This window comes from Pantoea conspicua (assembly GCF_002095315.1).
In the GTDB taxonomy this organism is placed as follows: Bacteria; Pseudomonadota; Gammaproteobacteria; order Enterobacterales; family Enterobacteriaceae; genus Pantoea; species Pantoea conspicua.
Map to the genome: position 1 here is coordinate 1 of NZ_MLFN01000062.1, position 22,320 is coordinate 22,320.

Here is a 22,320-nt window from a genome sequence, read left to right on the forward strand (position 1 = left end):
CGAATCGTCACGGTGCAGCACCGGAACCGGTCAGCCACGCACCGGTTGCCGCCACCCCCGCACCCGCCACCGCAACGCCAGCTGCGGGTGCGCCAGCGGTGATGGCGACGGTTTATCTCAAACTGGAAAGCGGTGAAAACGTGGTGCTCAACGGACAGCAGGTAGAAGTTAAGCCGGGCAGCAGCGGCTTTGCCGCGCTGAATCTGGCGGCCGGACAGTATCGCATTGATGTGCATAACGGCAGCGTGACCCATACTCAATCGCTGACCATTGATAAGCCAGGCACCTGGCTGATTAATCCGGCTGACTGACTGGCGAGGCAGGACAGGGATTCAATGCCCTGCTCACCGCGTTCCCTGCCGCCTGATGGTGGCAGGGAACGCGGGTTACGGTTGTGACATCAGGCCTGCTTCAGGCAATGACTTTGCTGTAAGGACCGTACCTGATGGGCCAGCCGGCTCAGATTCTCCTCTTCCATTCCGCGTCGGGTCAGCTCTTCTTCCAGCGAAAACAGATACTGGGCATTGGAGCCGAGCGGGCCGCTGGCAGCGGCAATCAGCGGGGCGATCGCCTCCGGGCAGGAGTCCGACTCATACAGCGGGTGACGCGGGTCCATAATAAAGGTCAGTGCCGTCACGCTGCGACCATCATCCAGCTGCAGTTCGCACCAGGTGGGCAGATAGCAGCCGGTAATCATTTCGCGCTTCCACAGCAGCGCCAGCTCCTCGTGCAGCCGCGCCTCTGGCAGGCGAAACGCCAGACCGCTGGTGCGTCCGCCCTGTTTCAGCGCCAGCATCCGGCCAGGGTGCGTGGCGGTGCCGCGACCGGCAATCAGCCGCAAGCAGAATGCGCGGTGCCAGCCTTCCAGCCAGCCAGCAGCTATCTCATCCGCTTCAAAGATCGGGTTCCACATCAGAGAGCCGTAACCAAAGATCCATACCGGGCTGTGATCGGGACGGCAGGCCAGCGTAGCCGCCAGCGACGCTGCACGCTGCTCGCAACTCCAGAGCAGCGTCTCTTCGATATCACCGAACGACGTTTTACAATCCGCTTTTAAAAGAAATTCCCGGGTAAGCAATGCGACCTCCTCGACTATCACGGCGTCCTGTCCCGATGGCTCCTCTGTAATGATCACCAAAACGGCTTCGCGTTTCGTTCATAAAATTGACATTAATCTATTTATCGGGCGGGTTTCAAGCGTGAGGCGGGTCGCAGGATAAAAAAAACCAGATAAACCTTATAGCGAAGAGAAAAAAAAGGGCCAGATATTTCTGGCCCTTTGCTGAAATCAGTCTACGCGTCGGCGTTAACGCTTAGGATGCCATTTATCATCATCCCCTTTTTCATATTCTTTCTTTACCGCCGACCAGGCCACTTTATGCGCCACCTCTTCGCGGGATTCATCGCCGCGACGATCGTCGGCATCTTTATACTGCGACCAGGCGCTGTTAAATGCCTGTTGATAGATATCCTGCGCGTGTGCCGGCAGTACGTGTCTGACGTTGTCGGGTAAATCGTTTCGGTTATCGTAAGGCATGTTTGCTCCTCGCTTTACAGGGTTACATTAAGTTTGGTTCAGCAGAGGAAATTTTCAAATATCGCTTTATGCGCGACTCAGATAAAAAATCGACCATCGAACCCATAAATACATTTATCCGAGAGGTTTTATCCGAACATGATGGTCATATGGTGGTTATTTTATTTTTATTATTTACTGATTAATAATGAAATATTGATGATAACATCATGTTAATAGCATTACGGGCATTTATTGAAAATAAGTAAAAAGCAGTAAATTTTTCCCATTCAGGCGGCTGAAAAGATAAACTGCGCCCTGCCCTAAAACTGATTATATTTTAACAGCAGCCGCCGCTGCCCTTATGATCATTAACCAGAGAGGATGGTGAATGCCTTCACATGAAAAAACACGTCACAAGGAATTCTCGCTGATATTTCCCATCGTTACGCTGGGTGTACTCTATTTTTTTGGCGCCCAAACCTCGTTCCCGATTGTCGTCGCTATCAACATTCTGGCCCTGATTGCCATTCTTAGCAGCGCGTTCAGCGTAGTGCGGCACGCAGACGTGCTGGCACACCGGCTGGGTGAGCCTTACGGATCGCTGATTCTGAGTTTATCGGTGGTGATCCTTGAGGTGAGTCTGATTTCGGCGCTGATGGCGACTGGCGATGCCGCGCCTGGCCTGATGCGTGACACGCTCTACTCCATTGTGATGATAGTGACCGGCGGACTGGTCGGTTTTGCCCTGCTGCTTGGCGGCAATAAGTTCGCAACCCAGTACGTTAATCTGGCGGGGGTGAAACAATATCTGATCGCTATCTTCCCGCTGGCGATTCTGGTGCTGGTCTTTCCCAACGCCCTGCCCGGCGGCAATTTTTCCACCGCGCAGGCACTGTTAATCGCAGCGATTTCAGCGGCGATGTATGGCGTTTTTCTGCTGATCCAGACCCGGACGCATCAGAGCCTGTTTATCTATGAACATGAAGATGAAAGTGACGATGGCGATCCGCATCACGGCAAACCCTCGGCCCACAGCAGCATCTGGCATACCATCTGGCTGATTGCGCATCTGATTGCGGTGATTGCCGTCACCAAAATGAATGCCAATACGCTGGAAAGTTTGCTGACTGAAATGAATGCGCCAGCACAGTTCACCGGTTTCCTGGTAGCGCTGCTGATCCTCTCCCCTGAGGGATTGGGGGCGATCAAAGCGGTACTGATGAACCAGGTGCAGCGCGCCATGAACCTGTTCTTTGGTTCGGTGCTGGCCACCATCTCGTTAACCGTCCCGGCGGTGACTATCATTGCCACTCTGACCGGCCAGGAGTTGATCTTTGGCCTTGAGCCGCCGCAGATGGTGATTATGATGGCATCGCTGATCCTGTGTCAGCTCTCCTTCTCCACCGGCCGTACCAACGTGCTGAATGGGGCGGCGCATCTGGCGTTGTTTGCCGGTTATCTGGTCACCATCATGCTGTAACCCCCCTTTTCGCAGACGAAAAAAAAGAGCGAGGAATCGCTCTTTTTTATGCGTTACGCCAGCAGGGTTACCTGCTGGTATCCAGATCAGGGAAGCTTTTAACCAGATCGTCAATCGCCTTCATCTGCACCAGGAACGGCTCCAGCTTATCCAGCGGCAGCGCAGAAGGACCATCACACAGGGCGTGATCCGGGTCCGGATGCGACTCAATGAACAGGCCCGCAATGCCCACTGCCATGCCGGCACGCGCCAGCTCACCGACCTGCGCACGACGTCCGCCAGACGCGGCGCCAAACGGGTCGCGGGTCTGCAGCGCATGAGTGACGTCGAAAATGACCGGACTGTTTTTGGTCACTTTCTTCATCACGTTGAAGCCGAGCATGTCGACCACCAGGTTGTCATAACCAAAGTTGCTGCCGCGGTCGCACAGGATCACCTGCTCGTTGCCACCTTCGGCAAACTTATCCACGATGTTGCCCATCTGGCCAGGGCTGACGAACTGCGGCTTCTTGACGTTGATCACCGCGCCGGTTTTCGCCATCGCTTCCACCAGATCAGTCTGACGTGCCAGGAAAGCAGGCAGCTGGATAACATCAACCACATCCGCCACCGGCTGCGCCTGTGATGCTTCGTGTACGTCAGTGATGATTTTCACGCCGAAAGCCTGCTTCAGCTCCTGGAAAATCTTCATGCCTTCTTCCAGGCCCGGACCGCGATAGGAGTGAATAGATGAACGGTTAGCTTTATCAAACGACGCTTTGAACACATAAGGAATGCCGAGTTTGTCGGTCACTTTTACATAGTGTTCGCAGATGCGCATCGCCAGGTCGCGCGACTCCAGCACGTTCATCCCGCCGAACAGCACAAACGGCAGATCGTTTGCTACCTTGATGTCACCAATACTCACGACTTTCTGTGTCATGCCCTTTCCTTTTCAGTGGGTACGCTTAGTGCAGCGTGACCTGTTTTTGTTCGATTGCGTGAATCTGAACTTTGATCATTTCGCTGACCGGGTCCTCAGGACACTGCTCAACGAAGTACGTTAAATCATTCAGTGCAATATGTTCGCATTCCAGCTGCGCATAGATCAAACCGCGATCGCGGATTTCGTAGGGATCGTCCGGATCGATACGCAACAGCACCTGGCTGACGTTCAGCGCCAGTTCCATCTGCTTCTCTTCCATCAGGGCCGCTTTCAGCGTGTCGAGCATTTTACGCATCACGGTGACAGTTTTGGCTTCATCGAGATCGTCATCATATAGCCGCGCAGTCGGACTGATGTTGCCCTTGAGCCACACTTCCAGCGTATGCGTATCCAGGGTTTCGCCATTGAAGGGATTGATCAGCCATTTTTCGCCATCAATCCAGTCGGCACGCAGGATCAACTGAGTCGGGAAGATCACCGGCATCAGCGGCAACTCCAGCTCAGCCGCAATATGCAGCAGGATAACGCCCAGCGAGACGGCGGTGCCCTGCCGGGTTTTCAGTACGTTGTCGATCCAGAGCGCATCAGAGAGGTTATATACGCCGCTGGCGCCGCCAAATCCCCACTGGCGATAGAACAGCTCCAGCAATTTTTCGAGTTGCAGATCCGCATCTTCGGCGTGGCTGACATAGTCACGCGCTTCGGCCACCAGGGCCGCAAGTTGTGCTTCCACCGACACGGCCGGAAAATCGGCGCGGATGGCAAGCGTAGCGCCAATCACCGCTTCACATAACGGTGTCTGGCTAAAATCTAATTGTTCGGTAGAGGTCATGCTATCCCCACAACGGCATTTTGCTCAGCGCCAGCTTAATGACCAGCACCAGTGCGATTAACGCCACCAGAAACGCAATCCAGCGGGTGCGGTCAGTGCGTGGTCGGCGGCTCAATGCCACAAATCCTAAGGCGATGTAGATAATAACCCCTAATAGCTTCTCCGTCAGCCAGCTTCCTTGCGGAGTGAAGGGATAGAAGTGGGTAATCATCACCAGTGAGACGCCGGTCAACAGTAACAGGGTGTCGTTAGCGTGAGGCAGAATGCGCACCCAGCGCCGCGACAGCATCGCTGACCCGCTGCGCAGCCAGTAAAAACGCAGCACAAAAATAAAAATCGTGATCGCCACCGTTAACAGGTGAACATTTTTGATCAGAGGGTACCAGGCGTACATGGTGCGTCCTTGTCAGTCCGTTTTCAGGTTGAAAATTGTCCCAGGGTGACACGAGGATTGCCACCGTAATCATTGATCGTTTCTACCGCGCGATAGCCTTGCTGGCGCATCTGTTCACGCACCGCATCGCCCTGCTGCCAGCCGTGCTCCAGCAGCAGCCAGCCGCCGGGTTGCAGCCAGTCAGGCGACTGCTCAATCAGCGTGCGCAAATCAGCCAGACCGGCATCAGCCGCCACCAGCGCGCTGCGCGGCTCAAACCGCACGTCGCCCTGTTCCAGGTGATGATCGCTGGCGTCAATATAAGGAGGGTTGCTGACGATAAGGTCAAATCGCTGCGGGGCGAGCTGCTGAAACCAGTGGCTGAGTACGAAGCGGGCGTGGGTAAGGTTAAGACGCTGCGCATTACTGCGCGCCAGCTCTACCGCTTCAGCGATACGATCCACACCGATCACCTGACAGTCAGGCCGTTCGCTGGCCAGCGCCAGCGCAATCGCGCCGGTGCCGGTACCCAGATCAAGCAGGGTGGCGGGAGACGCGGGCAGATGTGCCAGCGCCTGCTCAACCAGCAGTTCGGTGTCCGGTCGCGGAATCAGCGTGGCGTCCGTGACGCGCAGCGGCAGCGACCAGAATTCACGTTCGCCGACCAGATGCGCCACTGGTTCACCCCGGGCGCGACGGCTCAGCAAGCCATCAAGCTGGCTAAGCTGCTCATCGCTCAGCACGGTGTCATCAAACGCGATTAACCAGCTACGCGATTTGCCGGTCACGAAACTCAACAGGATTTCGGCGTCGCGCTTCGGACTCTCGCCGCCATTCAGGGTCGCAACGGCCTGTTTCAGCCAGTGGCGAATCTCCATCAATCCTGTCCAGCCAGCGCCGCCAGCTGATCCGCCTGATATTCCTGCACTATCGGCTCAATCAGGCTGTCGATTTTCCCTTCCATGGTCTCATCCAGACGGTAAAGCGTCAGGTTGATACGATGATCGGTGACGCGACCCTGCGGGAAGTTGTAGGTACGGATACGGTCGGAGCGGTCACCGCTACCCAGCAGGTTGCGACGGGTGCTGGCTTCGGCGGCGTGACGACGGGCCATTTCGGCGGCGTGGATACGCGCGCCCAGCACCGCCAGCGCTTTGGCTTTGTTTTTATGCTGCGAACGTTCGTCCTGACACTCCACCACAATGCCGGTAGGCAGGTGAGTAATACGGATAGCGGAATCGGTGGTGTTAACGTGCTGACCACCGGCACCCGATGAGCGGAAGGTATCGATCTTCAGATCACCGGCGTTGATTTCCGGCAGTTCCGCTTCAGGAATTTCCGGCATCACCGCCACGGTACAGGCGGAGGTATGGATTCGGCCCTGTGATTCGGTTTCGGGCACACGCTGCACCCGGTGTCCGCCCGATTCAAACTTCAGGCGACCATAGGCACCCTCGCCAGTGACTCTGGCGATTACCTCTTTATAACCGCCATGTTCGCCTTCGTTGGCGCTGACGAGCTCAACCCGCCAGCGACGCGCTTCGGCATAGCGGCTGTACATGCGGAACAGATCACCGGCAAAAATGGCTGCCTCATCACCGCCGGTACCGGCGCGCACTTCAATGAAGCAGGCACGCTCATCATCGGGATCTTTCGGTAACAGCAACACCTGTAACTGCTGCTCCAGCGCGTCGCTCTGCTCACGCGCCGCCTGCAGCTCTTCCTGCGCCATGTCGCGCATCTCAGGGTCATCGAGCATCTGCTGCGCCGTCTCAATATCTTCCTGCACCTGCTGCCAGTCACGGAAGCAGCGGGTGACATCGGTCAGCTGGGCATATTCGCGCGACAACGCACGGAAGCGTTCCTGGTCGGCGATCACGCCGGCATCACCCAGCATTGCTTCCACTTCTTCGTGGCGCTCCTGCAGGGCTTCCAGTTTGGCAACAATAGAGGTCTTCATTTAAATGTGGGATTCCCGTAACAGGTGGCAACAGCCTGGTGCCTACTCGAGACCCAGGCTGTCGCGTAAAATCTGCAGGCGTTCATTATCGCCGTCGCGGGCGGCCTGCTGAAGTGATTTGGTTGGAGCGTGAATTAAACGGTTGGTCAGCTTGTGCGCCAGTTCCTGCATCACCTTCTGCGGATCGGCACCCTGTTGCAGTGCCTGCAGCGCGCGGCCTTCCAGCTCAGCGCGGATCTCGTCCGCCTGAGAGCGGTATTCACGAATGGTGTTGACCGCGCCCTGAGAACGTAGCCACGCCATGAATTCACCACTCTCCTGCACCACGATGCTCTCGGCCTGCAGTGCCGCCGCTTTGCGCTGCGCCAGGTTCTGCTCGATAATCGCCTGCAGATCATCGACGCTGTAGAGATAAGCATTCGGCAGCTTGCCCACTTCCGGCTCGACATCGCGCGGAACGGCGATATCCACCAGCAGCATCGGCTTGTTACGACGTGCTTTCAGCGCGCGCTCCATCATGCCTTTGCCAATAATCGGCAGCGGGCTGGCGGTGGAGGAGATGATAATGTCAGCTTCGGCCAGGCGGGCATCAATCTCCGCCAGGCTGATGACATCGGCCCCGACTTCGGTAGCCAGCGCTTCAGCGCGCTCGCGAGTCCGGTTAGCGATGATGAGTTTTTTGACCTGATGCTCGCGCAGATGACGCGCCACCAGCTCAATGGTTTCACCGGCACCAACCAGCAGCACATTGACAGACGAAAGTGATTCAAAGATCTGACGCGCCAGGGTACAGGCGGCAAACGCCACCGAGACGGCATTGGCGCCGATATCGGTTTCGGTCCGCACCCGCTTAGCGACAGAGAAGGTTTTCTGGAACATACGCTCCAGTTCGCTGCTCAGCGACTGGCCGCGCGAGGAGTCGGCAAAGGCTTTCTTCACCTGACCGAGAATCTGCGGTTCACCCAGCACCAGCGAATCGAGCCCGCTGGCAACCCGCATCAGGTGGCTGACCGCCTCGTTATCCTGATGCCAGTAAAGACTGTTGCGCACGTCTTCTTCATCGAGCTGATGATAGTCGCACAACCAGCGCACCAGACGCGCCTGCAAATCGGCCTGCTGCTCTACACTGAGGTAGAGTTCGGTCCGGTTACAGGTCGACAGTACCACGCCGCTCTGCACCATTGGCTGTGATAACAGGCTGTTCAGCGCCTGCTCAAGCGTCTCCGGCCCGAACGAGACACGTTCGCGCAGAGCAATGGGGGCAGTTTTGTGATTGATTCCGAGAGCGAGCAGCGTCATGGTGGTTTCGGTTGGGATGTCCCAATAATGTCAGGGTTTTGTGAGGCGCATTCTACAAGATGCGACAGATCAAGAAAAGCCATACAAAGCCTATGACTGTAATAAGATTAACCTGATCGTGCTCAATTTGCTGCATAACAGCATTGACGGCTTAAATACGGATGGTTAGCGTTATCCGTTACGAATTATAAACGTGTCTGAGGAGATGACCACTTGATGCTTTATTCACCACGCACTTTGTTGCGCATTTTGCCCCTTGCCAGCGTATTGCTGGCTGCCTGTAGCGTGAACAAACCGCAAGGTCCGGGCCCCAGCGTAACTGCGCCACAGTGGCAACAGCATCAGCAGGCGGTGTCGAAAGTCACGCACTATCAGACGCGCGGCGCCTTTGCTTACCTTTCTGACAAGCAAAAAGTCTACGCACGCTTTAACTGGCAGCAAACCGCGCCCGATCGTTATCGCCTGTTACTGACCAATCCGCTCGGCAGCACCGAGCTGCAGCTGGATGCCCAGGGCACAGTGGTGCAGATCGTTGACAACAAAGGCAAACGTTATGTCAGCAACGATGCGCAGAAGATGATTTCACAGCTGACCGGCATGAACATTCCGCTGGCGAATCTGCGTCAGTGGATGATGGGTCTGCCAGGCGAAGCCACCGACTATCAGCTTAATGAGAACTACCAGCTGCGCAGCCTCAACTACAGCCGTGACGGCCAGAGCTGGCAGGTATCGATTGCCGGTTACGACAGTAAAGTGACGCCGCCGCTGCCCGCCAGTCTGGAGCTGAAAGAAGGCGATCAGCGGATTAAACTGCGTATGGACAGCTGGACCGTTCAATGATTACCCACTGGCCGTCCCCGGCAAAACTGAACCTTTTTCTCTACATCACCGGCCGTCGTCCCGACGGCTATCACAACCTGCAGACGCTGTTTCAGTTTCTTGATTATGGCGATACGTTGCAGATTTCGGTCGATCAGAGCGATAGCATCCAGCTGCTGACGCCGGTAGCAGGCGTGGCCGAGGCGGATAACCTGATCGTTCGGGCCGCCGAACGGTTAAAACAGGCGGCACAGGCGAAGCAGACCCTTCCGCCGCAGGCGGGCGCACAAATTGCCATTGAGAAGCGTTTGCCGATGGGTGGCGGTCTCGGAGGCGGATCATCCAACGCGGCGACTGTGCTGGTGGCGCTCAATCATCTGTGGCAAACCGGCCTGACGCCGGATGAGCTGGCGGCCATTGGCGTCCAGCTCGGTGCCGACGTTCCGGTGTTCGTAAAAGGCTTCGCTGCCTTTGCTCAGGGTGTGGGAGAACAACTTCAGCCCGCAGAGCCGGAAGAAAAGTGGTATCTTGTCGCCCATCCCGGCGTGAGTATCAGCACCCCGGCAGTCTTCAACGACCCCGCGCTGACGCGAGATACGCCCGTGCGCAGTTTAGCGACGCTTTTATCCTCACCCTTCGCTAATGATTGTGAAGCAGTGGTAAGAAAACGTTTTCGCGAGGTTGATGAGCTTGTTTCCTGGCTGCTAGAATACGCGCCGTCGCGCCTGACTGGCACTGGCGCTTGTGTGTTTGCTGAATTTGACACCGAGTCTGCTGCTCGTCAGGTGCTGGAACTTGCCCCGAATGGGGTGCGCGGATTTGTAGCCCGAGGCGTAAACGTTTCGCCGTTACAGCGTGCCCTGCGAGGCGATTAGCGATTGCGTGACAGTGTCACCCCGTTCCAGACACTGCACGTTTCGCATCAACACACCCGTGTGAACGCTCATGACCGTATTCGCCGGTTACTGTCATGCCGTTCATTCTCTGGACGCAAAGCCTGAGGTTCTTCTCGTGCCTGATATGAAGCTATTTGCTGGTAACGCCACCCCGGAACTAGCACAACGTATTGCCAACCGCCTTTACACCAGTCTGGGAGACGCCGCTGTTGGGCGTTTCAGTGACGGTGAAGTGAGCGTACAGATTAACGAAAATGTACGCGGTGGTGATATTTTCATCATCCAGTCCACCTGTGCTCCCACCAACGATAATCTGATGGAACTGGTTGTGATGGTCGACGCGCTGCGTCGTGCTTCTGCTGGTCGTATTACCGCAGTCATCCCCTACTTTGGTTATGCCCGTCAGGATCGCCGCGTGCGTTCCGCGCGTGTACCGATCACCGCTAAAGTAGTGGCAGACTTCCTTTCCAGCGTCGGTGTTGACCGTGTTCTGACGGTTGACCTGCACGCCGAGCAGATCCAGGGCTTCTTCGACGTCCCGGTTGATAACGTATTTGGCAGCCCGATTCTGCTGGAAGACATGCTGCAGATCGGTCTGGAAAACCCGATTGTTGTTTCTCCCGATATTGGTGGCGTAGTACGTGCCCGTGCTATCGCTAAACTGCTGAACGACACCGATATGGCGATCATCGATAAACGCCGCCCGCGCGCGAACGTTTCTCAGGTGATGCACATTATTGGTGATGTTGCTGGCCGCGACTGCGTGCTGGTCGACGACATGATCGACACCGGCGGCACGCTGTGCAAAGCGGCTGAAGCGTTGAAAGAGCGCGGTGCGAAGCGCGTATTTGCTTACGCAACGCACCCGATCTTCTCGGGTAACGCGGTTGAAAACCTGCGTAAATCGGTGATTGATCAGGTGATTGTCTGCGATACCATTCCGCTGTCTGAAGAGATGAAGTCACTGCCGAATGTGCGCACCCTGACCTTGTCTGGCATGCTGGCGGAAGCAATTCGCCGCATCAGTAACGAAGAGTCAATCTCGGCGATGTTCGAGCATTAATCTTCGCGAAACCGGGCTTTATGCCCGGTTTTTTTCTCCCGGCCGACAGCCCGATTAACTTGCTGCCTTTTCAGCTATTCCCGCGATAAATTCCCCCGAAAGCGGTTATTTTCAACGCCACCCACTCTTTTAGTAAAACGCCGCATTCCTCACTTCTGCCCCAGACGGTTAAGTGATAATTTGCTGCGCACTTTTCATAACGACACCACCACCATGACTCTGGATATCTATACGCTATTTATTTGTGAGCTCTACGTGTTGGGGTTTTTAAGCATCATCATGGTTTTTGCCTGGATGGGATCGCAATACGATCGCGTGCTGGGTTTTACCTGCCTGTCGCTTATTTTTACCCTGGTGGCGGTGTTTTTTAGCAGTTTACGCAGCAGCGGAATGCAGTTTCTGCCGGTTGCCGCCGGCAATGTGCTGATGCTGCTGGCCTACGGCGGCTTACTCAATGCTTTTCGATTATTCTGCGGTAAAAAGATCGGCACTGGCTGGCTGCTGGGCGCCTTGCTCTGGGCGATACTCTGCTGTTTCCCTACGTTTTACCACAACTTACCCAAGCGCGTACTGGTGCTTTGCATCGCCTGTGTTGCCTACACAGCGGCGCTTATCCATTTATTGTGGCTGGCACGTGACTCGCTAAAAGTCACTTTCTGGCCCGCGCAGTTGCTATTGTGGATCCATCTGCTGTTTCATCTGGCGCGGATGCTGCTGGACAACGCGATACCGACCCGCCTGCACGGTGCAATTGGCGGGTCAGACTTTTCGGTTTATGTGATTCTGGAGTCGATTCTGTTTGTCATCGGCCTCACCTTCACTATTCTGGCGATGGTCAATGAGCGTACCCAGATCGCCTATAAACACGCCTCACTGCACGATCCACTGACCAGCGTCTGGAACCGGCGGGCGCTGTTTCTTGAGGCGGATAAAATCGTGGCGCGCTGCCATCAGCAGAACAAGACGTTTACTGCGGTGCTGTTCGACCTCGATCATTTTAAAAGCGTCAATGACCGTTATGGGCACCATCAGGGCGATCAGATTCTGATCGACTTTTGCCGGTTAGTGACCGGACTGATACCGGTTGAAGGACGTTTTGCCCGACTGGGCGGCGAGGAGTTTGCGGCGATTATTCCGGCAGGCGAAGAGGATGCACAGGCGTGGTGTGAAGCGATTCGTCTGGCGGCCAGTCAGTCCCAACCCAGCGCCGTAGGCTATACGGTCAGCATTGGATTTGCCACGGCTACCCACCGTCAGCATCGCTTCGAAGATTTACTGGCGCTGGCCGATGAGGCGCTTTATCGCGCCAAAGCCAGCGGCAGAAATCGCACTGAACAGCAGCCGATATCGGCAGCCATCAGTTAATGGTGAGTGTGATGAGACCGGCGGCAACGTTTATCGTAATGACGCAGCCAGTAATAACGATCTTCCACTTTTTCGCGTCCGCTGACGCGCGCGCCCACCAGCCACAACAGTGCGCCGATAAAAATACTGAACATCGCACCGTGCGCCAGGAACTGCGGCAGATGGAGCGACGGTAACTGGTTGATGATCGAATAGCCAACGCCCAGTATCATTGTGAGTAATCCCAGTATCATCAAGCCATTACCCGCGACGCGACAATGTTGATGTTTCATGTTGCACCTCCATCCTTATGAGCCGATTAAAACCGCACACAATGTTAAGTTGCCATAAGTTTAGGCAATGGCTGACGGCAACGTTGCGGGACGGATCACACAACCGCCATAAACTTCTGGCTGGATCTGATTGCAGCTTATTGATTCAGATGAAAAATAATTAATCACCGTACTGAATTACTTTAACGGTATGCGCTTTGTCATCTCGCCTGCGGCGAAGTAAACTAACGCCCTTTGGCAATAACAGCAGGATATTCATTGTGAGCAGCATTAAACTGATTGTGGGTCTTGCCAATCCCGGCGCTGAATATGCCGCCACGCGCCATAATGCCGGTGCCTGGTATCTGGATTTACTGGCTGAGCGCCACAATCAGTCACTGAAAGAGGAAGGTAAATTCTTCGGCTATACCGCCCGTCTGGCGATCGCCGGAGAAGATGTGCGCTTGCTGGTGCCGACCACCTTTATGAACCTGAGCGGCAAAGCGGTGGCCGCAATGGCGACTTTCTATCGCATTGCGCCGGAAGAGATTCTGGTGGCGCACGATGAACTCGACCTGCCGCCGGGCGTAGCGAAGTTTAAGCAAGGCGGCGGACATGGCGGCCACAATGGGCTGAAGGACATCATCAGTAAGCTGGGCAACAACAACAATTTTCACCGTCTGCGCATCGGCATCGGTCACCCTGGCGATCGCAATAAGGTGACCGGATTTGTGCTGGGCAAACCGCCCGTCAGCGAGCAGAAGCTGATTGATGACGCCATTGATGAAGCGGCGCGCTGCACTGAACTGTGGCTGAAAGAGGATCGCATCAAGGCGATGAACCGGCTGCACGCTTTCAAGCCTGCTTAATCGCCCGAATCGTCGTGATTCTGTGTATAATGCGCGAAAATTTTCATTTCGTCTCTGACAGTGCGCCGCCGGGCGGGCTGTCCATCCAGTTATAAAGGGTATCAAACCATGGGATTCAAATGCGGTATCGTCGGCCTGCCGAACGTCGGTAAATCCACGCTGTTTAACGCGCTGACTAAAGCGGGTATCGAAGCGGCTAACTTCCCCTTCTGCACCATTGAGCCCAACACTGGCGTGGTGCCGATGCCTGACCTGCGTCTCGATCAGCTGTCTGAGATTGTTAAACCGCAGCGCGTGGTGCCAACGACCATGGAATTCGTCGACATCGCTGGGCTGGTAAAAGGCGCGTCAAAAGGTGAAGGCCTGGGTAACCAGTTCCTGACCAACATCCGTGAAACCGAAGCGATCGGTCACGTGGTGCGCTGCTTTGAGAACGACAACATTATTCATGTTGCGGGCAAAGTAAACCCGGCTGAAGATATTGACGTCATCAACACCGAACTGGCGCTCTCCGATCTCGATACCTGCGAACGTGCGATTCAGCGCGTGCAGAAGAAAGCCAAAGGCGGCGATAAAGACGCGAAAGCCGAACTGGCTGCGCTGGAGAAGTGCCTGCCGCATCTCTCTGAAGCCGGTATGCTGCGTTCGCTGGATCTGGATGCTGATGAGAAAGCGGCAATTCGCTATCTGAGCTTCCTGACGCTGAAGCCGACCATGTACATCGCTAACGTCAATGAAGACGGTTTTGAGAACAACCCGTATCTTGATCAGGTGCGTGCCATCGCCGAAGCGGAAGGTTCCGTGGTGGTGCCGGTGTGTGCTGCGGTGGAATCAGATATTGCTGAGCTGGAAGATGAAGATCGTGACGAATTCATGGCGGAACTGGGACTGGAAGAGCCAGGCCTGAACCGTGTGATCCGTGCCGGTTACTCCCTGCTGAACCTGCAGACCTACTTCACCGCGGGCGTGAAAGAAGTGCGTGCCTGGACCATCCCGGTGGGCGCTACGGCTCCACAGGCAGCCGGTAAAATCCATACCGACTTCGAGAAAGGCTTCATCCGTGCGCAGACCATCGCCTTTGAAGACTTTATCGCTTATAAAGGCGAGCAAGGCGCGAAAGAAGCCGGCAAGATGCGTTCCGAAGGGAAAGAGTACATCGTCAAAGATGGCGACGTGATGAACTTCCTGTTTAACGTCTAATCTTCTGTTGTCTCATTGGGTTTAACTGAACCTGATGCAGCGCAACATATCCGATAAAATCCACGCCATGGCGTGGATTTTTGTTTTCAGATGCTATGGAGCGCCCTTTGAAAGGAGGCGATGAAGTGCTGGCTGCCATCTGCTGCACTTTAACTCAGCCTGGTAAGGGTTAAGGGAGCTGCCGGTAGATCAATCTGTTGTTTTCAGATCATAGCGGCGCAGCGGTATCGCACTGATGGCATCAACAATGCTGACCGGCGCGGCCAGCAGTGTTGTAAGCGGAAGCGATCATTGCTGAATCCACTCATCAGCGGAAAGCGAGATCAGAATGATGCTGCCGTGGTCTCTTTTTCTTTCTCCTTCATCAGCGCATAGGCCTGTGCACGCAGATGCTGCCCGGCTTGCTCGATCTGCTGCTGCCTGGCAGGTGAATCATCTGGTAGCTGACGAATGAGCCGCAACTGTTCCTCTACGGGTATCGTCTGCCGAAAATGCGTCATCATGCTGAAGACCGCTGATTTAAGCTCGCTGACCGTTAAATACCTGCCTCGCTTTTCATCCAGAGCATTTAATTTGTCCGCCAGAGTCTGCAATTCGGTCATGCCCTGATGCCATCCATTCATCGTATCGGCAGGTAAAGCCGCGGCGTTAACCTGCTGCTGCCACTGTTGCGTCAGTTGACGCGATTTTTCTGGCCACAGCAGCTGAGCCTGTTTCACCAGCTGGCGGCTGTAATCCGTTGCCCAGTCCGGCGGTAACTGGCTGAGACGGGTAAGCTGCTGCTGTGTCGCGGTAAATAGCGCGTCAGAGAGCGGGCCCTGCTGACGAAGCGTCTCCAGCTGCATCGGTGAGAGTACCGAAGGTAACGCTGACAGTGATGAAGCAAGTGGTGTCTGCAGCGGGTCCGGACGCTGAAAAAGGCTCCAGCTCCACAGCGCGACGCTGCCTAGCACCAGCATGGCCAACATTCCCAGCGCAAACGGCTGCCATAATGTTGCAGCAGCAGGCGGCGGGATCTGCGGGTTCGTCGCCAGCTGGGGTTCCGGCGGCACCAGATAAATCCACTTCACCTCATTGGCCGACCGGGTCGTTTCTGGTGAGGGAGCCGCTGAAATCCCGGTGCTGGTAAGGACTACCTCAGGATCATTTTCAACGACTGGCGCCGCGGCGCTGTTACTCTTCTCCAGCCTGACGGCACTGTGGTGTATCAGGCTGAGCAAAGCATTCAGCGGGCTCAAAGGGGTAAGCTCTCGTCGCTGTAACGCGCTTATCAGACGGGTCAGCTGCTGCTCAGCAAGATTGAGCGCGCTGTAGTCGCTGTCGCTGGGCGAGAAGGTGCGCAGCAGCTGTTGCATCCGCTGACTGAGGCTGCACAGAATTTCCATCCTTACCGCCACAGGCTGCGGCCAGAGCGCGTCCCACTGATGGGTGATCAGGGTTTCCAGTAACGATAAGCCTTCATTCAAGCCGGAAAGTCCGGCCAGATGCGTACGCGCCAGCGTATACCAGGCCGCCGACTGCAACTCCACGCCATTCTGCTCAAACAATGCATCACAGCGTTTTTCGACAGACTGCCAGTTCACATCGGGACGGGCCGGATGCGAGAGTTTAGCCAGTTCATTGCGCAGTGCGGCGTAATCAGCAAGCCTGCGCGGATCGCTGCCGGTTTTTACGCGGCGGTGAGAGAAATTAGTCATGAAGATAAACTCAGGGAGGAAAAATCGTGGTGTCTCAGGTCAGGATGCTGATGCCCGAGGCTCAAGATAGTGCTGCTGTTTCATGTGCCTGATGAGCACCCGCCCTTCCGGCATAAACTCCGTGCCGTAGCGAACCAGCCCAATACCTTTTAGTTCAGCATCGATGGCATAACATAACTCTCCCGGAATGACCTGGTCGAGCAGCACCACCTTAATAGTTTTCAGTCGTGGCTCATATTTGAGCAACACCGCCGACAGCGTTCCCATCAGTTCATGCGCTGTACCCGGCATTCCCTGGAGAATTTTGGTCATGTCCGGCAGGCCGTAGTCTGGCAGATGGGCCAGCGTACCGGCACGGCAGTTCAGGATGCGCTGCATGTTGTCGAGCACGGACATGATCACCTGGTTTTCTTCACTGACCTGATGTAAATCGAGGCCACCGGAGAAAGTTCCGGCGAGCATCTCATACAGCGAGGGCGTCTTGTGGTTCTGGGGCATTATTTATCCTTCACCGCGATCAGCGTCAGAGCGTTATTCCCGGCCTCAATTACCCTGGCTTTGTCGGGATCAAGCGCTTCACGCTCAATCGTCAGCTTCCATCTGTTTTTCACCTGATCGGGATGGCGGAACAATCCCGCCACGCCCACATATTTCGCCGCCTCTTCCATCGGCATATCAAGCTGCACGTCACCACCCGGTTTAATCACCACATCACGGGTGGACAACAGATCTGCGGCCAGCACCGTTTCTCCTTCCTTCAGCAGTTGCTGGTACACCGTCTTATCGAAGGTTTTACGATCCCTGAGCTGATAAATTCTCACCACAAGCGACTGAGACAGGGAGTTGCTCTCACGTTCATCACTATTCAGCGCTTCACGTGCGGTGAAATCGAGATGCAGCACTTTGATCTTTTTATAGAACACTGCGGTGAAGGCCGATTTGGTCCCGTCGCTGACGCTCTGCGTCAGGCCACAGCCCGTCAGGCTCAGGGCCAGCACTACAGGCAGCCAGTATGCCGTCTTAGTCAAAGTTGTACGTAACACGTCGGTTTCCTTGTTGTAATATTGCGGGCTGCAGGCCGGTGTAACAGCCCAGTTCCGTGGTGAAAGTCTGTGGGATATCGTCTGTCAGTGTCTCCTGATCGGCACCCAGTACGCCGTTCATCCCCAGCCAGAATGGCCCCTCGCCAAGCGGCGGAACGGCCAGCAGACGAGTCTGCGTGGTCAGGGTGATTTTTGCTTTAAAGCGCCAGCCCAGATAGACCCGCAGCATGACCAGAAAATCCTGATACAGCAGGCCATCTGGCTTCCAGCCCTGCGATTCCTGCTCGTCATCGGTGAACAGCGCGATCAATAGCTGGCTGTTCGCATCCATCGCCTCGTCGCCAAGCGGCGTATTGCCATCCAGCAGAAAGTCTTCATCACCGTAAAAGCCAAGCGGCCGGGTAATCTCCACCGGACGCAGAGAGTACGGGCTGACCTGTACCCGGGTTTCAGGTGCCAGCAGGCTGACCAGCGCCTGCATCCCCTGCTGAGTTTTTCCGGGCTGCTGCAGCACCCCAGGCAGCGACAGAAAGCGAGATACCGGCGTAGCAATATGCTCTGCGGTGCCTGGAATCCCCAGGCCCACCAGGCCCAGCAGCGACTGTGAGATGCTGTCGGTCCCGCCGGGCTCGAAGGTCGCCGGGTAAGAGTACTTACGCCAGATACGGTAAAACTGCGTCAGGATGCGATGGCTGAAGATATCGAGGAAGCCCTGCAGCGCCTCATGCCCTTCCCGGCGTTGCGTAATATCATCGAGATAGGCGGTCGGCAACGGTGAGTCGACGCCGTACATCCCCATAAACGTAGTGCGGATGCGTGGCGGTTTACTCTCATCCTCTTCGTCGTATTCAACCGATTTCAGCTCACTGACCGGAAAACCCATCCCCGGATAAGGCGCAAAGCGCACCGGGTCATCAGCCGGATGGCTGGTAGAACCGAGCAGCGGACTGCCCGGATGACGCTTCTCCAGCAGCTGACAGAAACGATAAAAGTTAATACGGTGAAGGTCGTCTTCCAGCCGCGGGGTCAGCCGGGAATGCGGCGGTTGTGCTTCTCTTCCCATTCCAGGCGTTCTCCGGTCGGTTGCAGGGTAATAATCAGACGGTTAAACAGATAGATGTCGGTATAGAGTGCAAAGAAGCGGCTCAGCATCTCGCCAAACAGGCAGATGTCACCACGCCCGGCAAAGCCGTGGCTGTCCAGCGTCACGTCAATCTGGACGCCGCGCACCAGGTAACCCTGTTCGAAGCGCTCGGTTTCGCTGTGCTTTACATCAATGATGGCTTCCAGACGACGGCGGTTCATCTCACTGTCGGTCCACTCATACAGCGCCAGGGTGCCGCGCAGCACGTCAGCATTATCCATCATCGGGAGAAAACCACTGCCGAGATGACTTAGCACACGCCAGTGGAAACGGTCCTGTGCTGGCGGATAACAGGGCAGCGTTGGCGCGCAAAGGTTGCGTACGGCGATACTGGCTGAGGGGGTTTTCATTACCGAATCAAGAACTGTACTTTGCAGCGCGCGGCGCGGTAACTGGCCATGAGTGCCGGTCAGCGTCAGCGACAGGCTTTCGTCTTCCGGTACCGTATGATTGTCAAAGGCTTCGCCCCCAAGAATCAGCCAGGTATTATGTAATCCGGACGGACCGCGGCGAACGCGAGTGTGGTAGTAATACTCAGGCGCTTCGTGGCGCATCATCCCGCCTTTATGACGAAAACTGGAGAACGGCACATAAGTCTGCTGACTGGAGGACGTTACTGAGTCGACGGCGTAAATTTCCGTGTGACCATCCTGTACGCGCATCGGGCGCAGCATATATTCCGTCTGCAGCGAGTTCAGCGTCAGCGGATCCGATTCCATTGGGAACAGATTAATCACCGGCACGCAGTTAAGACGCAGGTGCTTCTCGGTAAAGCTGAAGTCATGCTCCCAGCGTTCCGCCAGCACCACGTCGATTTCAAACCAGGGAAGATCCGATGGCCATGCTACGCTCTCCAGCCCGCGCAGCCCGGTGAACATGAATTTCTCGCGGAAGGTAAAGTACTCCAGCAGCAGCTGATAGCCACTAAAGCTGCTGTTGCCCTTCGGCCAGAGGGTATCGTCATCGTCAAACCCGAGCGCGGTGAAACGCCCCTCCAGCCCCCTTCTGTCCGGCTCACCCGGCATCCGCAGCCACATCCGGGACACATTCATGGTGAAGGCTTCGTGCATGGCGCAGGCCAGCGGTGCATCCGCATTGAAATAGAATGGAATATGGCTGAGATCGATACGGCTCCAGTCCGCCAGTTTGCTGCAATGAAAGCGCAGCGAGATAACAGAGCGGCCATCAGGATCGGTCGACAACCGGGCGCGTTCCAGTGACAGTGGCTGAAGATTGATCGCCTTCGTACTGCTGTAGCGGCAGCGCGTGCCTTTTTCACCGATTGGTCGGGAAAGGACTTCGAAGGCTTTAGCGATACGCATCGGCTCTTTCATTTCGCGCCAGTCCGGCGTGAACTCCACTACCGACATCGACGGAATAGTGCGCAGATAATGCGGCCACAGCAGGCTGACCAGCCCTTCAGTCAGTTCTGGCAGGTCATCATCCAGCTTTTCACGCAGTCGTCCCATCAAAAAGGCAAAGCCTTCAAACAGGCGCTCCACGTACGGGTCGCGCGCACCCGCTTTATCGAGATTGAGCATTGCAGCCTGCTCCGGATGAGCACGGGCAAACTCTTCGCCTGCTTCAAGCAGGTAGCGCATTTCAGCGTCGTAATAACGCAGGGTTAAGTCATCCATAATTATGTCTGTGTGTTGATTACTGCTTGTTGAGCGGTGAAAAAAAATCCAGCCCCAATGAAGGCACCAGATGAAGTGAAGGATCGTTAATGCTGGTTTCGAAGAGAACAGCCTGCTATCTGGCGGGTGGCTGCTGGCCTGAAGGAACACCATTGCAGCGGGCTTCCCTCACTAAGCAATGCCTGTTAATACAGAAAGAATGTTACCCCACCACCACAGGGTTACCTTCTGCCATAGCACTCTGTTTTCCGTTGAGAGGTACTCAGCCGCACAGCACCGCGGCCCGAGCAGGATCCAGTGAGATAAGCCCGGATAACAGCATGTCCATTTCAGGCTGCAGCCGCGTTTTATCAGCTTCGCTGCGTGCGGCTTTGCCCCGCAGCAGTTTTAGCCGGCGAGCTTTGACTTCAAATATCAGCTCAGGCGTCCACTGCTTAAGCGTGAGTTCGCGGGCTGCGGCGTCGAGCTCACCCAGCAGGTGCAGTGCCATTTCATTTTTTCCGTACTGCTCGCTCACCCGGGCCATCAGCAGACGCATCAGCCACTGGTTACGGGAAGAAGTGTAACCCGACTGAACCTGAAGCCAGTTAAGCGCGGCTTCAAATCCTTCTGTATCGGCTTTTGTTAACACTTCAGGCTCCAGTGCCAGCACATCATCGCTGCCCACAGCAACGACTGATACCGTCCCCTCTTTCCAGCCAGCCATATCATCCAGTACGCTTTCGTTTATCCAGTTCAGCGTCACCTCGTCAGCAAAGGGTGTACCGTCACTGAAAGCCAGTGCTTCCAGCCCAGGAAGGCGGGCCAGCAAACCTTTGAGATCACGGCAGAGAATATCTGCGCGCACCTTGTCGCTATCGAGTTTTGCCAGTGCCTGACAGGCGTACCACTGCACATCCAGCCACAGATGATTGACGCCCTGCGCCAGCAACGTGTCTGTATGCTCCAGCAATTCAGACCAACTTTTTTGCAGGTAGAGTCGCTTGAGGTGAGCCCTGCTGTCTGGCTTAGGTGGAACCAGACGCGTACGCCCCGTCGCATCCAGCGGCGGCAGTTCGGTCAACGTATCCCAGCGGACACTTTTCAACAGATGATGCCCGGCCAGCCAGCCTCCAGGCTGATCGCGAAGATATTTCGCCAGCACTTTCGCCTGATCTAGCAAATCACGCCCGGATGTAACAGCGTTCATTACTGGCGCAGAAGTTACTGACACGGCTGTCGCGCTATCCTCACGGCTGGTCTGAGGCACCAGACTGTTGGCACCGCCGTTCTGTACCAGCCGGTTGTCCAGCGCCTGATACAGTCCGCCAAGTTCGGGACGGGCATCTTCATCAAACCATTGAAAAGCCTGCTCCGAAAGTAGCAGGCCTGCTGTGATGCGCTGCATCACCGACAAATCCACTTCCGGATATAAGGAAAGGCTATCAATTACGCGGCCGCTACCCAGCCACTCCAGAGCTGATTTGCGGCTCCGGTCGCGTAACGGATGCAGCCGGGCACCGAACCGCTCAAGCATTGCCGCCAGCAGTTCAATCCCCTGTGCCAGTCCGGACTCACCATCCTGATGCAGGCGCGCCCAGACATAGAAAGTAATAACGCGCAGATCCTTGCAGCAGCCGGTCAGCAGCTTTTCCGCCAACTGGCATATCAGCCCGGTATCAATGCCGGAAAGTTTGTTGACCTCTTCACGGATGCGCTGGAAATCGTCATCGTAGCCTGGGTCCTCTCCGGTAGGCGCATCGTCGCTAACAGGCTCCAGCCAGCGTTCCCATTCAGCACAGCGCGACCTGGCACTCTCCAGTAACGTCTTCTCATCAGCGCCCATCGCCTGAAGTAAATTTTGTAATGTCGCCATTATTCCACTCCTTCCATGGCTGAATAATCTGTATCAACCGGAGCCTGTGAGGTGACCGGGGTATCCAGACTGAATATCTGGTCCGGCAGGGGC

22 protein-coding genes and 1 pseudogene are annotated in these 22,320 nt (G+C 55.8%); 8 read left to right on the forward strand and 15 right to left on the reverse strand.

Annotated elements, in window-relative coordinates:
- Positions 1–311, forward strand: a pseudogene (locus tag HA41_RS17110) (serine/threonine protein kinase); the annotation flags it as partial.
- 89 nt (positions 312–400) lie between these two features.
- On the opposite strand, the gene HA41_RS17115 reads toward HA41_RS17110, so the two are convergent.
- Positions 401–1,078, reverse strand: coding sequence for a gamma-glutamylcyclotransferase (locus HA41_RS17115; RefSeq protein WP_094121766.1), 678 nt, complete (start codon positions 1,076–1,078; stop codon positions 401–403).
- 228 nt (positions 1,079–1,306) lie between these two features.
- Positions 1,307–1,537 (reverse strand): putative cation transport regulator ChaB, encoded by a 231-nt coding sequence (gene chaB, locus HA41_RS17120; protein ID WP_094121767.1) that lies wholly within the window; start codon positions 1,535–1,537, stop codon positions 1,307–1,309.
- A gap of 370 nt (positions 1,538–1,907) precedes the next feature.
- On the opposite strand from chaB, the gene chaA reads away from it, so the two are divergent.
- Entirely contained in the window at positions 1,908–2,999 is a 1,092-nt protein-coding gene (gene chaA, locus HA41_RS17130) for a sodium-potassium/proton antiporter ChaA (protein WP_094121769.1), read from the forward strand.
- Between the two features lie 67 nt (positions 3,000–3,066).
- Here the strand turns inward: chaA and kdsA are convergent, their stop codons facing one another.
- Genes kdsA through hemA form a run of 6 tightly spaced genes read right to left on the reverse strand, consistent with a single transcriptional unit; the run spans position 3,067 to position 8,388 of the window.
- The gene (gene kdsA, locus HA41_RS17135) at positions 3,067–3,921 is read right to left on the reverse strand and encodes a 3-deoxy-8-phosphooctulonate synthase (RefSeq protein ID WP_094121770.1); all 855 of its coding nucleotides are present in this window, start codon (positions 3,919–3,921) and stop codon (positions 3,067–3,069) included.
- A gap of 25 nt (positions 3,922–3,946) precedes the next feature.
- Positions 3,947–4,756, reverse strand: a complete 810-nt coding sequence (gene sirB1 / locus HA41_RS17140; RefSeq protein ID WP_094121771.1) for an invasion regulator SirB1 — start codon at positions 4,754–4,756, stop codon at positions 3,947–3,949.
- Between the two features lies 1 nt (position 4,757).
- Positions 4,758–5,150, reverse strand: coding sequence for a SirB2 family protein (locus HA41_RS17145; RefSeq protein WP_094121772.1), 393 nt, complete (start codon positions 5,148–5,150; stop codon positions 4,758–4,760).
- A 23-nt stretch (positions 5,151–5,173) separates the two neighbouring features.
- The gene (gene prmC, locus HA41_RS17150) at positions 5,174–6,007 is read right to left on the reverse strand and encodes a peptide chain release factor N(5)-glutamine methyltransferase (RefSeq protein ID WP_094121773.1); all 834 of its coding nucleotides are present in this window, start codon (positions 6,005–6,007) and stop codon (positions 5,174–5,176) included.
- Positions 6,007–7,089, reverse strand: a complete 1,083-nt coding sequence (gene prfA, locus HA41_RS17155; protein WP_094121774.1) for a peptide chain release factor 1 — start codon at positions 7,087–7,089, stop codon at positions 6,007–6,009. The genes prmC and prfA overlap by 1 nt, the downstream gene beginning before the upstream one ends.
- A gap of 42 nt (positions 7,090–7,131) precedes the next feature.
- Entirely contained in the window at positions 7,132–8,388 is a 1,257-nt protein-coding gene (gene hemA, locus HA41_RS17160) for a glutamyl-tRNA reductase (RefSeq protein WP_094121775.1), read from the reverse strand.
- A gap of 216 nt (positions 8,389–8,604) precedes the next feature.
- Between hemA and lolB the strand changes: the two genes are divergently transcribed.
- The 4 genes from lolB (at position 8,605) to HA41_RS17180 (ending at position 12,531) form a co-directional block, all read left to right on the forward strand.
- Complete coding sequence (lolB, locus tag HA41_RS17165; RefSeq protein WP_094121776.1) at positions 8,605–9,228, forward strand: lipoprotein insertase outer membrane protein LolB; 624 nt, start codon at positions 8,605–8,607, stop codon at positions 9,226–9,228.
- Complete coding sequence (gene ispE, locus HA41_RS17170) at positions 9,225–10,082, forward strand: 4-(cytidine 5'-diphospho)-2-C-methyl-D-erythritol kinase (protein ID WP_094121777.1); 858 nt, start codon at positions 9,225–9,227, stop codon at positions 10,080–10,082. The genes lolB and ispE overlap by 4 nt, the downstream gene beginning before the upstream one ends.
- A 136-nt stretch (positions 10,083–10,218) precedes the next feature.
- The gene (gene prs / locus HA41_RS17175; protein WP_006118899.1) at positions 10,219–11,166 is read left to right on the forward strand and encodes a ribose-phosphate diphosphokinase; all 948 of its coding nucleotides are present in this window, start codon (positions 10,219–10,221) and stop codon (positions 11,164–11,166) included.
- Between the two features lie 213 nt (positions 11,167–11,379).
- Positions 11,380–12,531, forward strand: a complete 1,152-nt coding sequence (locus HA41_RS17180) for a GGDEF domain-containing protein (protein WP_094121787.1) — start codon at positions 11,380–11,382, stop codon at positions 12,529–12,531.
- On the opposite strand, the gene ychH is transcribed toward HA41_RS17180, so the two are convergent.
- Positions 12,528–12,803 (reverse strand): stress-induced protein YchH, encoded by a 276-nt coding sequence (gene ychH, locus HA41_RS17185; protein WP_094121779.1) that lies wholly within the window; start codon positions 12,801–12,803, stop codon positions 12,528–12,530. The genes HA41_RS17180 and ychH overlap by 4 nt on opposite strands.
- A 260-nt stretch (positions 12,804–13,063) precedes the next feature.
- Here ychH and pth point away from each other — a divergent pair, with 260 nt between their 5' ends.
- A complete protein-coding gene (gene pth / locus HA41_RS17190) occupies positions 13,064–13,651 on the forward strand; it encodes an aminoacyl-tRNA hydrolase (protein WP_094121780.1) in 588 nt (195 codons plus the stop codon).
- A gap of 108 nt (positions 13,652–13,759) precedes the next feature.
- Positions 13,760–14,851 carry a redox-regulated ATPase YchF gene (gene ychF / locus HA41_RS17195; protein ID WP_031375312.1) on the forward strand — a complete coding sequence of 364 codons (1,092 nt, stop codon included), beginning with the start codon at positions 13,760–13,762 and terminating at the stop codon, positions 14,849–14,851.
- Positions 14,852–15,174: 323 nt separating this feature from the next.
- Here the strand turns inward: ychF and HA41_RS17200 are convergent, their stop codons facing one another.
- The 6 genes from HA41_RS17200 to tssA all read right to left on the reverse strand — a co-directional run bounded on the left by HA41_RS17200 (position 15,175) and on the right by tssA (position 22,227).
- The gene (locus HA41_RS17200; RefSeq protein ID WP_094121781.1) at positions 15,175–16,548 is read right to left on the reverse strand and encodes a VasL domain-containing protein; all 1,374 of its coding nucleotides are present in this window, start codon (positions 16,546–16,548) and stop codon (positions 15,175–15,177) included.
- 39 nt (positions 16,549–16,587) lie between these two features.
- A complete protein-coding gene (gene tssE, locus HA41_RS17205) occupies positions 16,588–17,046 on the reverse strand; it encodes a type VI secretion system baseplate subunit TssE (RefSeq protein WP_094121782.1) in 459 nt (152 codons plus the stop codon).
- On the reverse strand, positions 17,046–17,591 hold the full coding sequence (gene tssJ / locus HA41_RS17210; protein ID WP_094121783.1) for a type VI secretion system lipoprotein TssJ: 546 nt from the start codon (positions 17,589–17,591) through the stop codon (positions 17,046–17,048). The genes tssE and tssJ overlap by 1 nt, the downstream gene beginning before the upstream one ends.
- A complete protein-coding gene (gene tssG / locus HA41_RS17215; RefSeq protein ID WP_094121784.1) occupies positions 17,569–18,654 on the reverse strand; it encodes a type VI secretion system baseplate subunit TssG in 1,086 nt (361 codons plus the stop codon). Before tssG ends, tssJ begins: the two co-directional genes overlap by 23 nt.
- Entirely contained in the window at positions 18,618–20,372 is a 1,755-nt protein-coding gene (gene tssF / locus HA41_RS17220) for a type VI secretion system baseplate subunit TssF (RefSeq protein WP_094121785.1), read from the reverse strand. Before tssF ends, tssG begins: the two co-directional genes overlap by 37 nt.
- Before the next feature lie 262 nt (positions 20,373–20,634).
- Complete coding sequence (tssA, locus tag HA41_RS17225; protein WP_094121786.1) at positions 20,635–22,227, reverse strand: type VI secretion system protein TssA; 1,593 nt, start codon at positions 22,225–22,227, stop codon at positions 20,635–20,637.
- Positions 22,228–22,320 lie beyond the last annotated feature (93 nt).

Excerpts from the sequence above, each read along its gene's own strand:
- tssE (WP_094121782.1), bottom strand. The coding sequence starts at position 17,046 with ATGCCCCAGAACCACAAGACGCCCTCGCTGTATGAGATGCTCGCCGGA.
- chaB (WP_094121767.1), bottom strand. The coding sequence starts at position 1,537 with ATGCCTTACGATAACCGAAACGATTTACCCGACAACGTCAGACACGTA.
- ychH (WP_094121779.1), bottom strand. The coding sequence starts at position 12,803 with ATGAAACATCAACATTGTCGCGTCGCGGGTAATGGCTTGATGATACTG.
- HA41_RS17145 (WP_094121772.1), bottom strand. The coding sequence starts at position 5,150 with ATGTACGCCTGGTACCCTCTGATCAAAAATGTTCACCTGTTAACGGTG.
- HA41_RS17200 (WP_094121781.1), bottom strand. The coding sequence starts at position 16,548 with ATGACTAATTTCTCTCACCGCCGCGTAAAAACCGGCAGCGATCCGCGC.
- tssG (WP_094121784.1), bottom strand. The coding sequence starts at position 18,654 with ATGGGAAGAGAAGCACAACCGCCGCATTCCCGGCTGACCCCGCGGCTG.
- kdsA (WP_094121770.1), bottom strand. The coding sequence starts at position 3,921 with ATGACACAGAAAGTCGTGAGTATTGGTGACATCAAGGTAGCAAACGAT.
- prfA (WP_094121774.1), bottom strand. The coding sequence starts at position 7,089 with ATGAAGACCTCTATTGTTGCCAAACTGGAAGCCCTGCAGGAGCGCCAC.
- HA41_RS17180 (WP_094121787.1), top strand. The coding sequence starts at position 11,380 with ATGACTCTGGATATCTATACGCTATTTATTTGTGAGCTCTACGTGTTG.
- tssA (WP_094121786.1), bottom strand. The coding sequence starts at position 22,227 with ATGGCGACATTACAAAATTTACTTCAGGCGATGGGCGCTGATGAGAAG.
- hemA (WP_094121775.1), bottom strand. The coding sequence starts at position 8,388 with ATGACGCTGCTCGCTCTCGGAATCAATCACAAAACTGCCCCCATTGCT.
- ispE (WP_094121777.1), top strand. The coding sequence starts at position 9,225 with ATGATTACCCACTGGCCGTCCCCGGCAAAACTGAACCTTTTTCTCTAC.
- tssF (WP_094121785.1), bottom strand. The coding sequence starts at position 20,372 with ATGGATGACTTAACCCTGCGTTATTACGACGCTGAAATGCGCTACCTG.
- prmC (WP_094121773.1), bottom strand. The coding sequence starts at position 6,007 with ATGGAGATTCGCCACTGGCTGAAACAGGCCGTTGCGACCCTGAATGGC.
- ychF (WP_031375312.1), top strand. The coding sequence starts at position 13,760 with ATGGGATTCAAATGCGGTATCGTCGGCCTGCCGAACGTCGGTAAATCC.
- sirB1 (WP_094121771.1), bottom strand. The coding sequence starts at position 4,756 with ATGACCTCTACCGAACAATTAGATTTTAGCCAGACACCGTTATGTGAA.
- chaA (WP_094121769.1), top strand. The coding sequence starts at position 1,908 with ATGCCTTCACATGAAAAAACACGTCACAAGGAATTCTCGCTGATATTT.
- lolB (WP_094121776.1), top strand. The coding sequence starts at position 8,605 with ATGCTTTATTCACCACGCACTTTGTTGCGCATTTTGCCCCTTGCCAGC.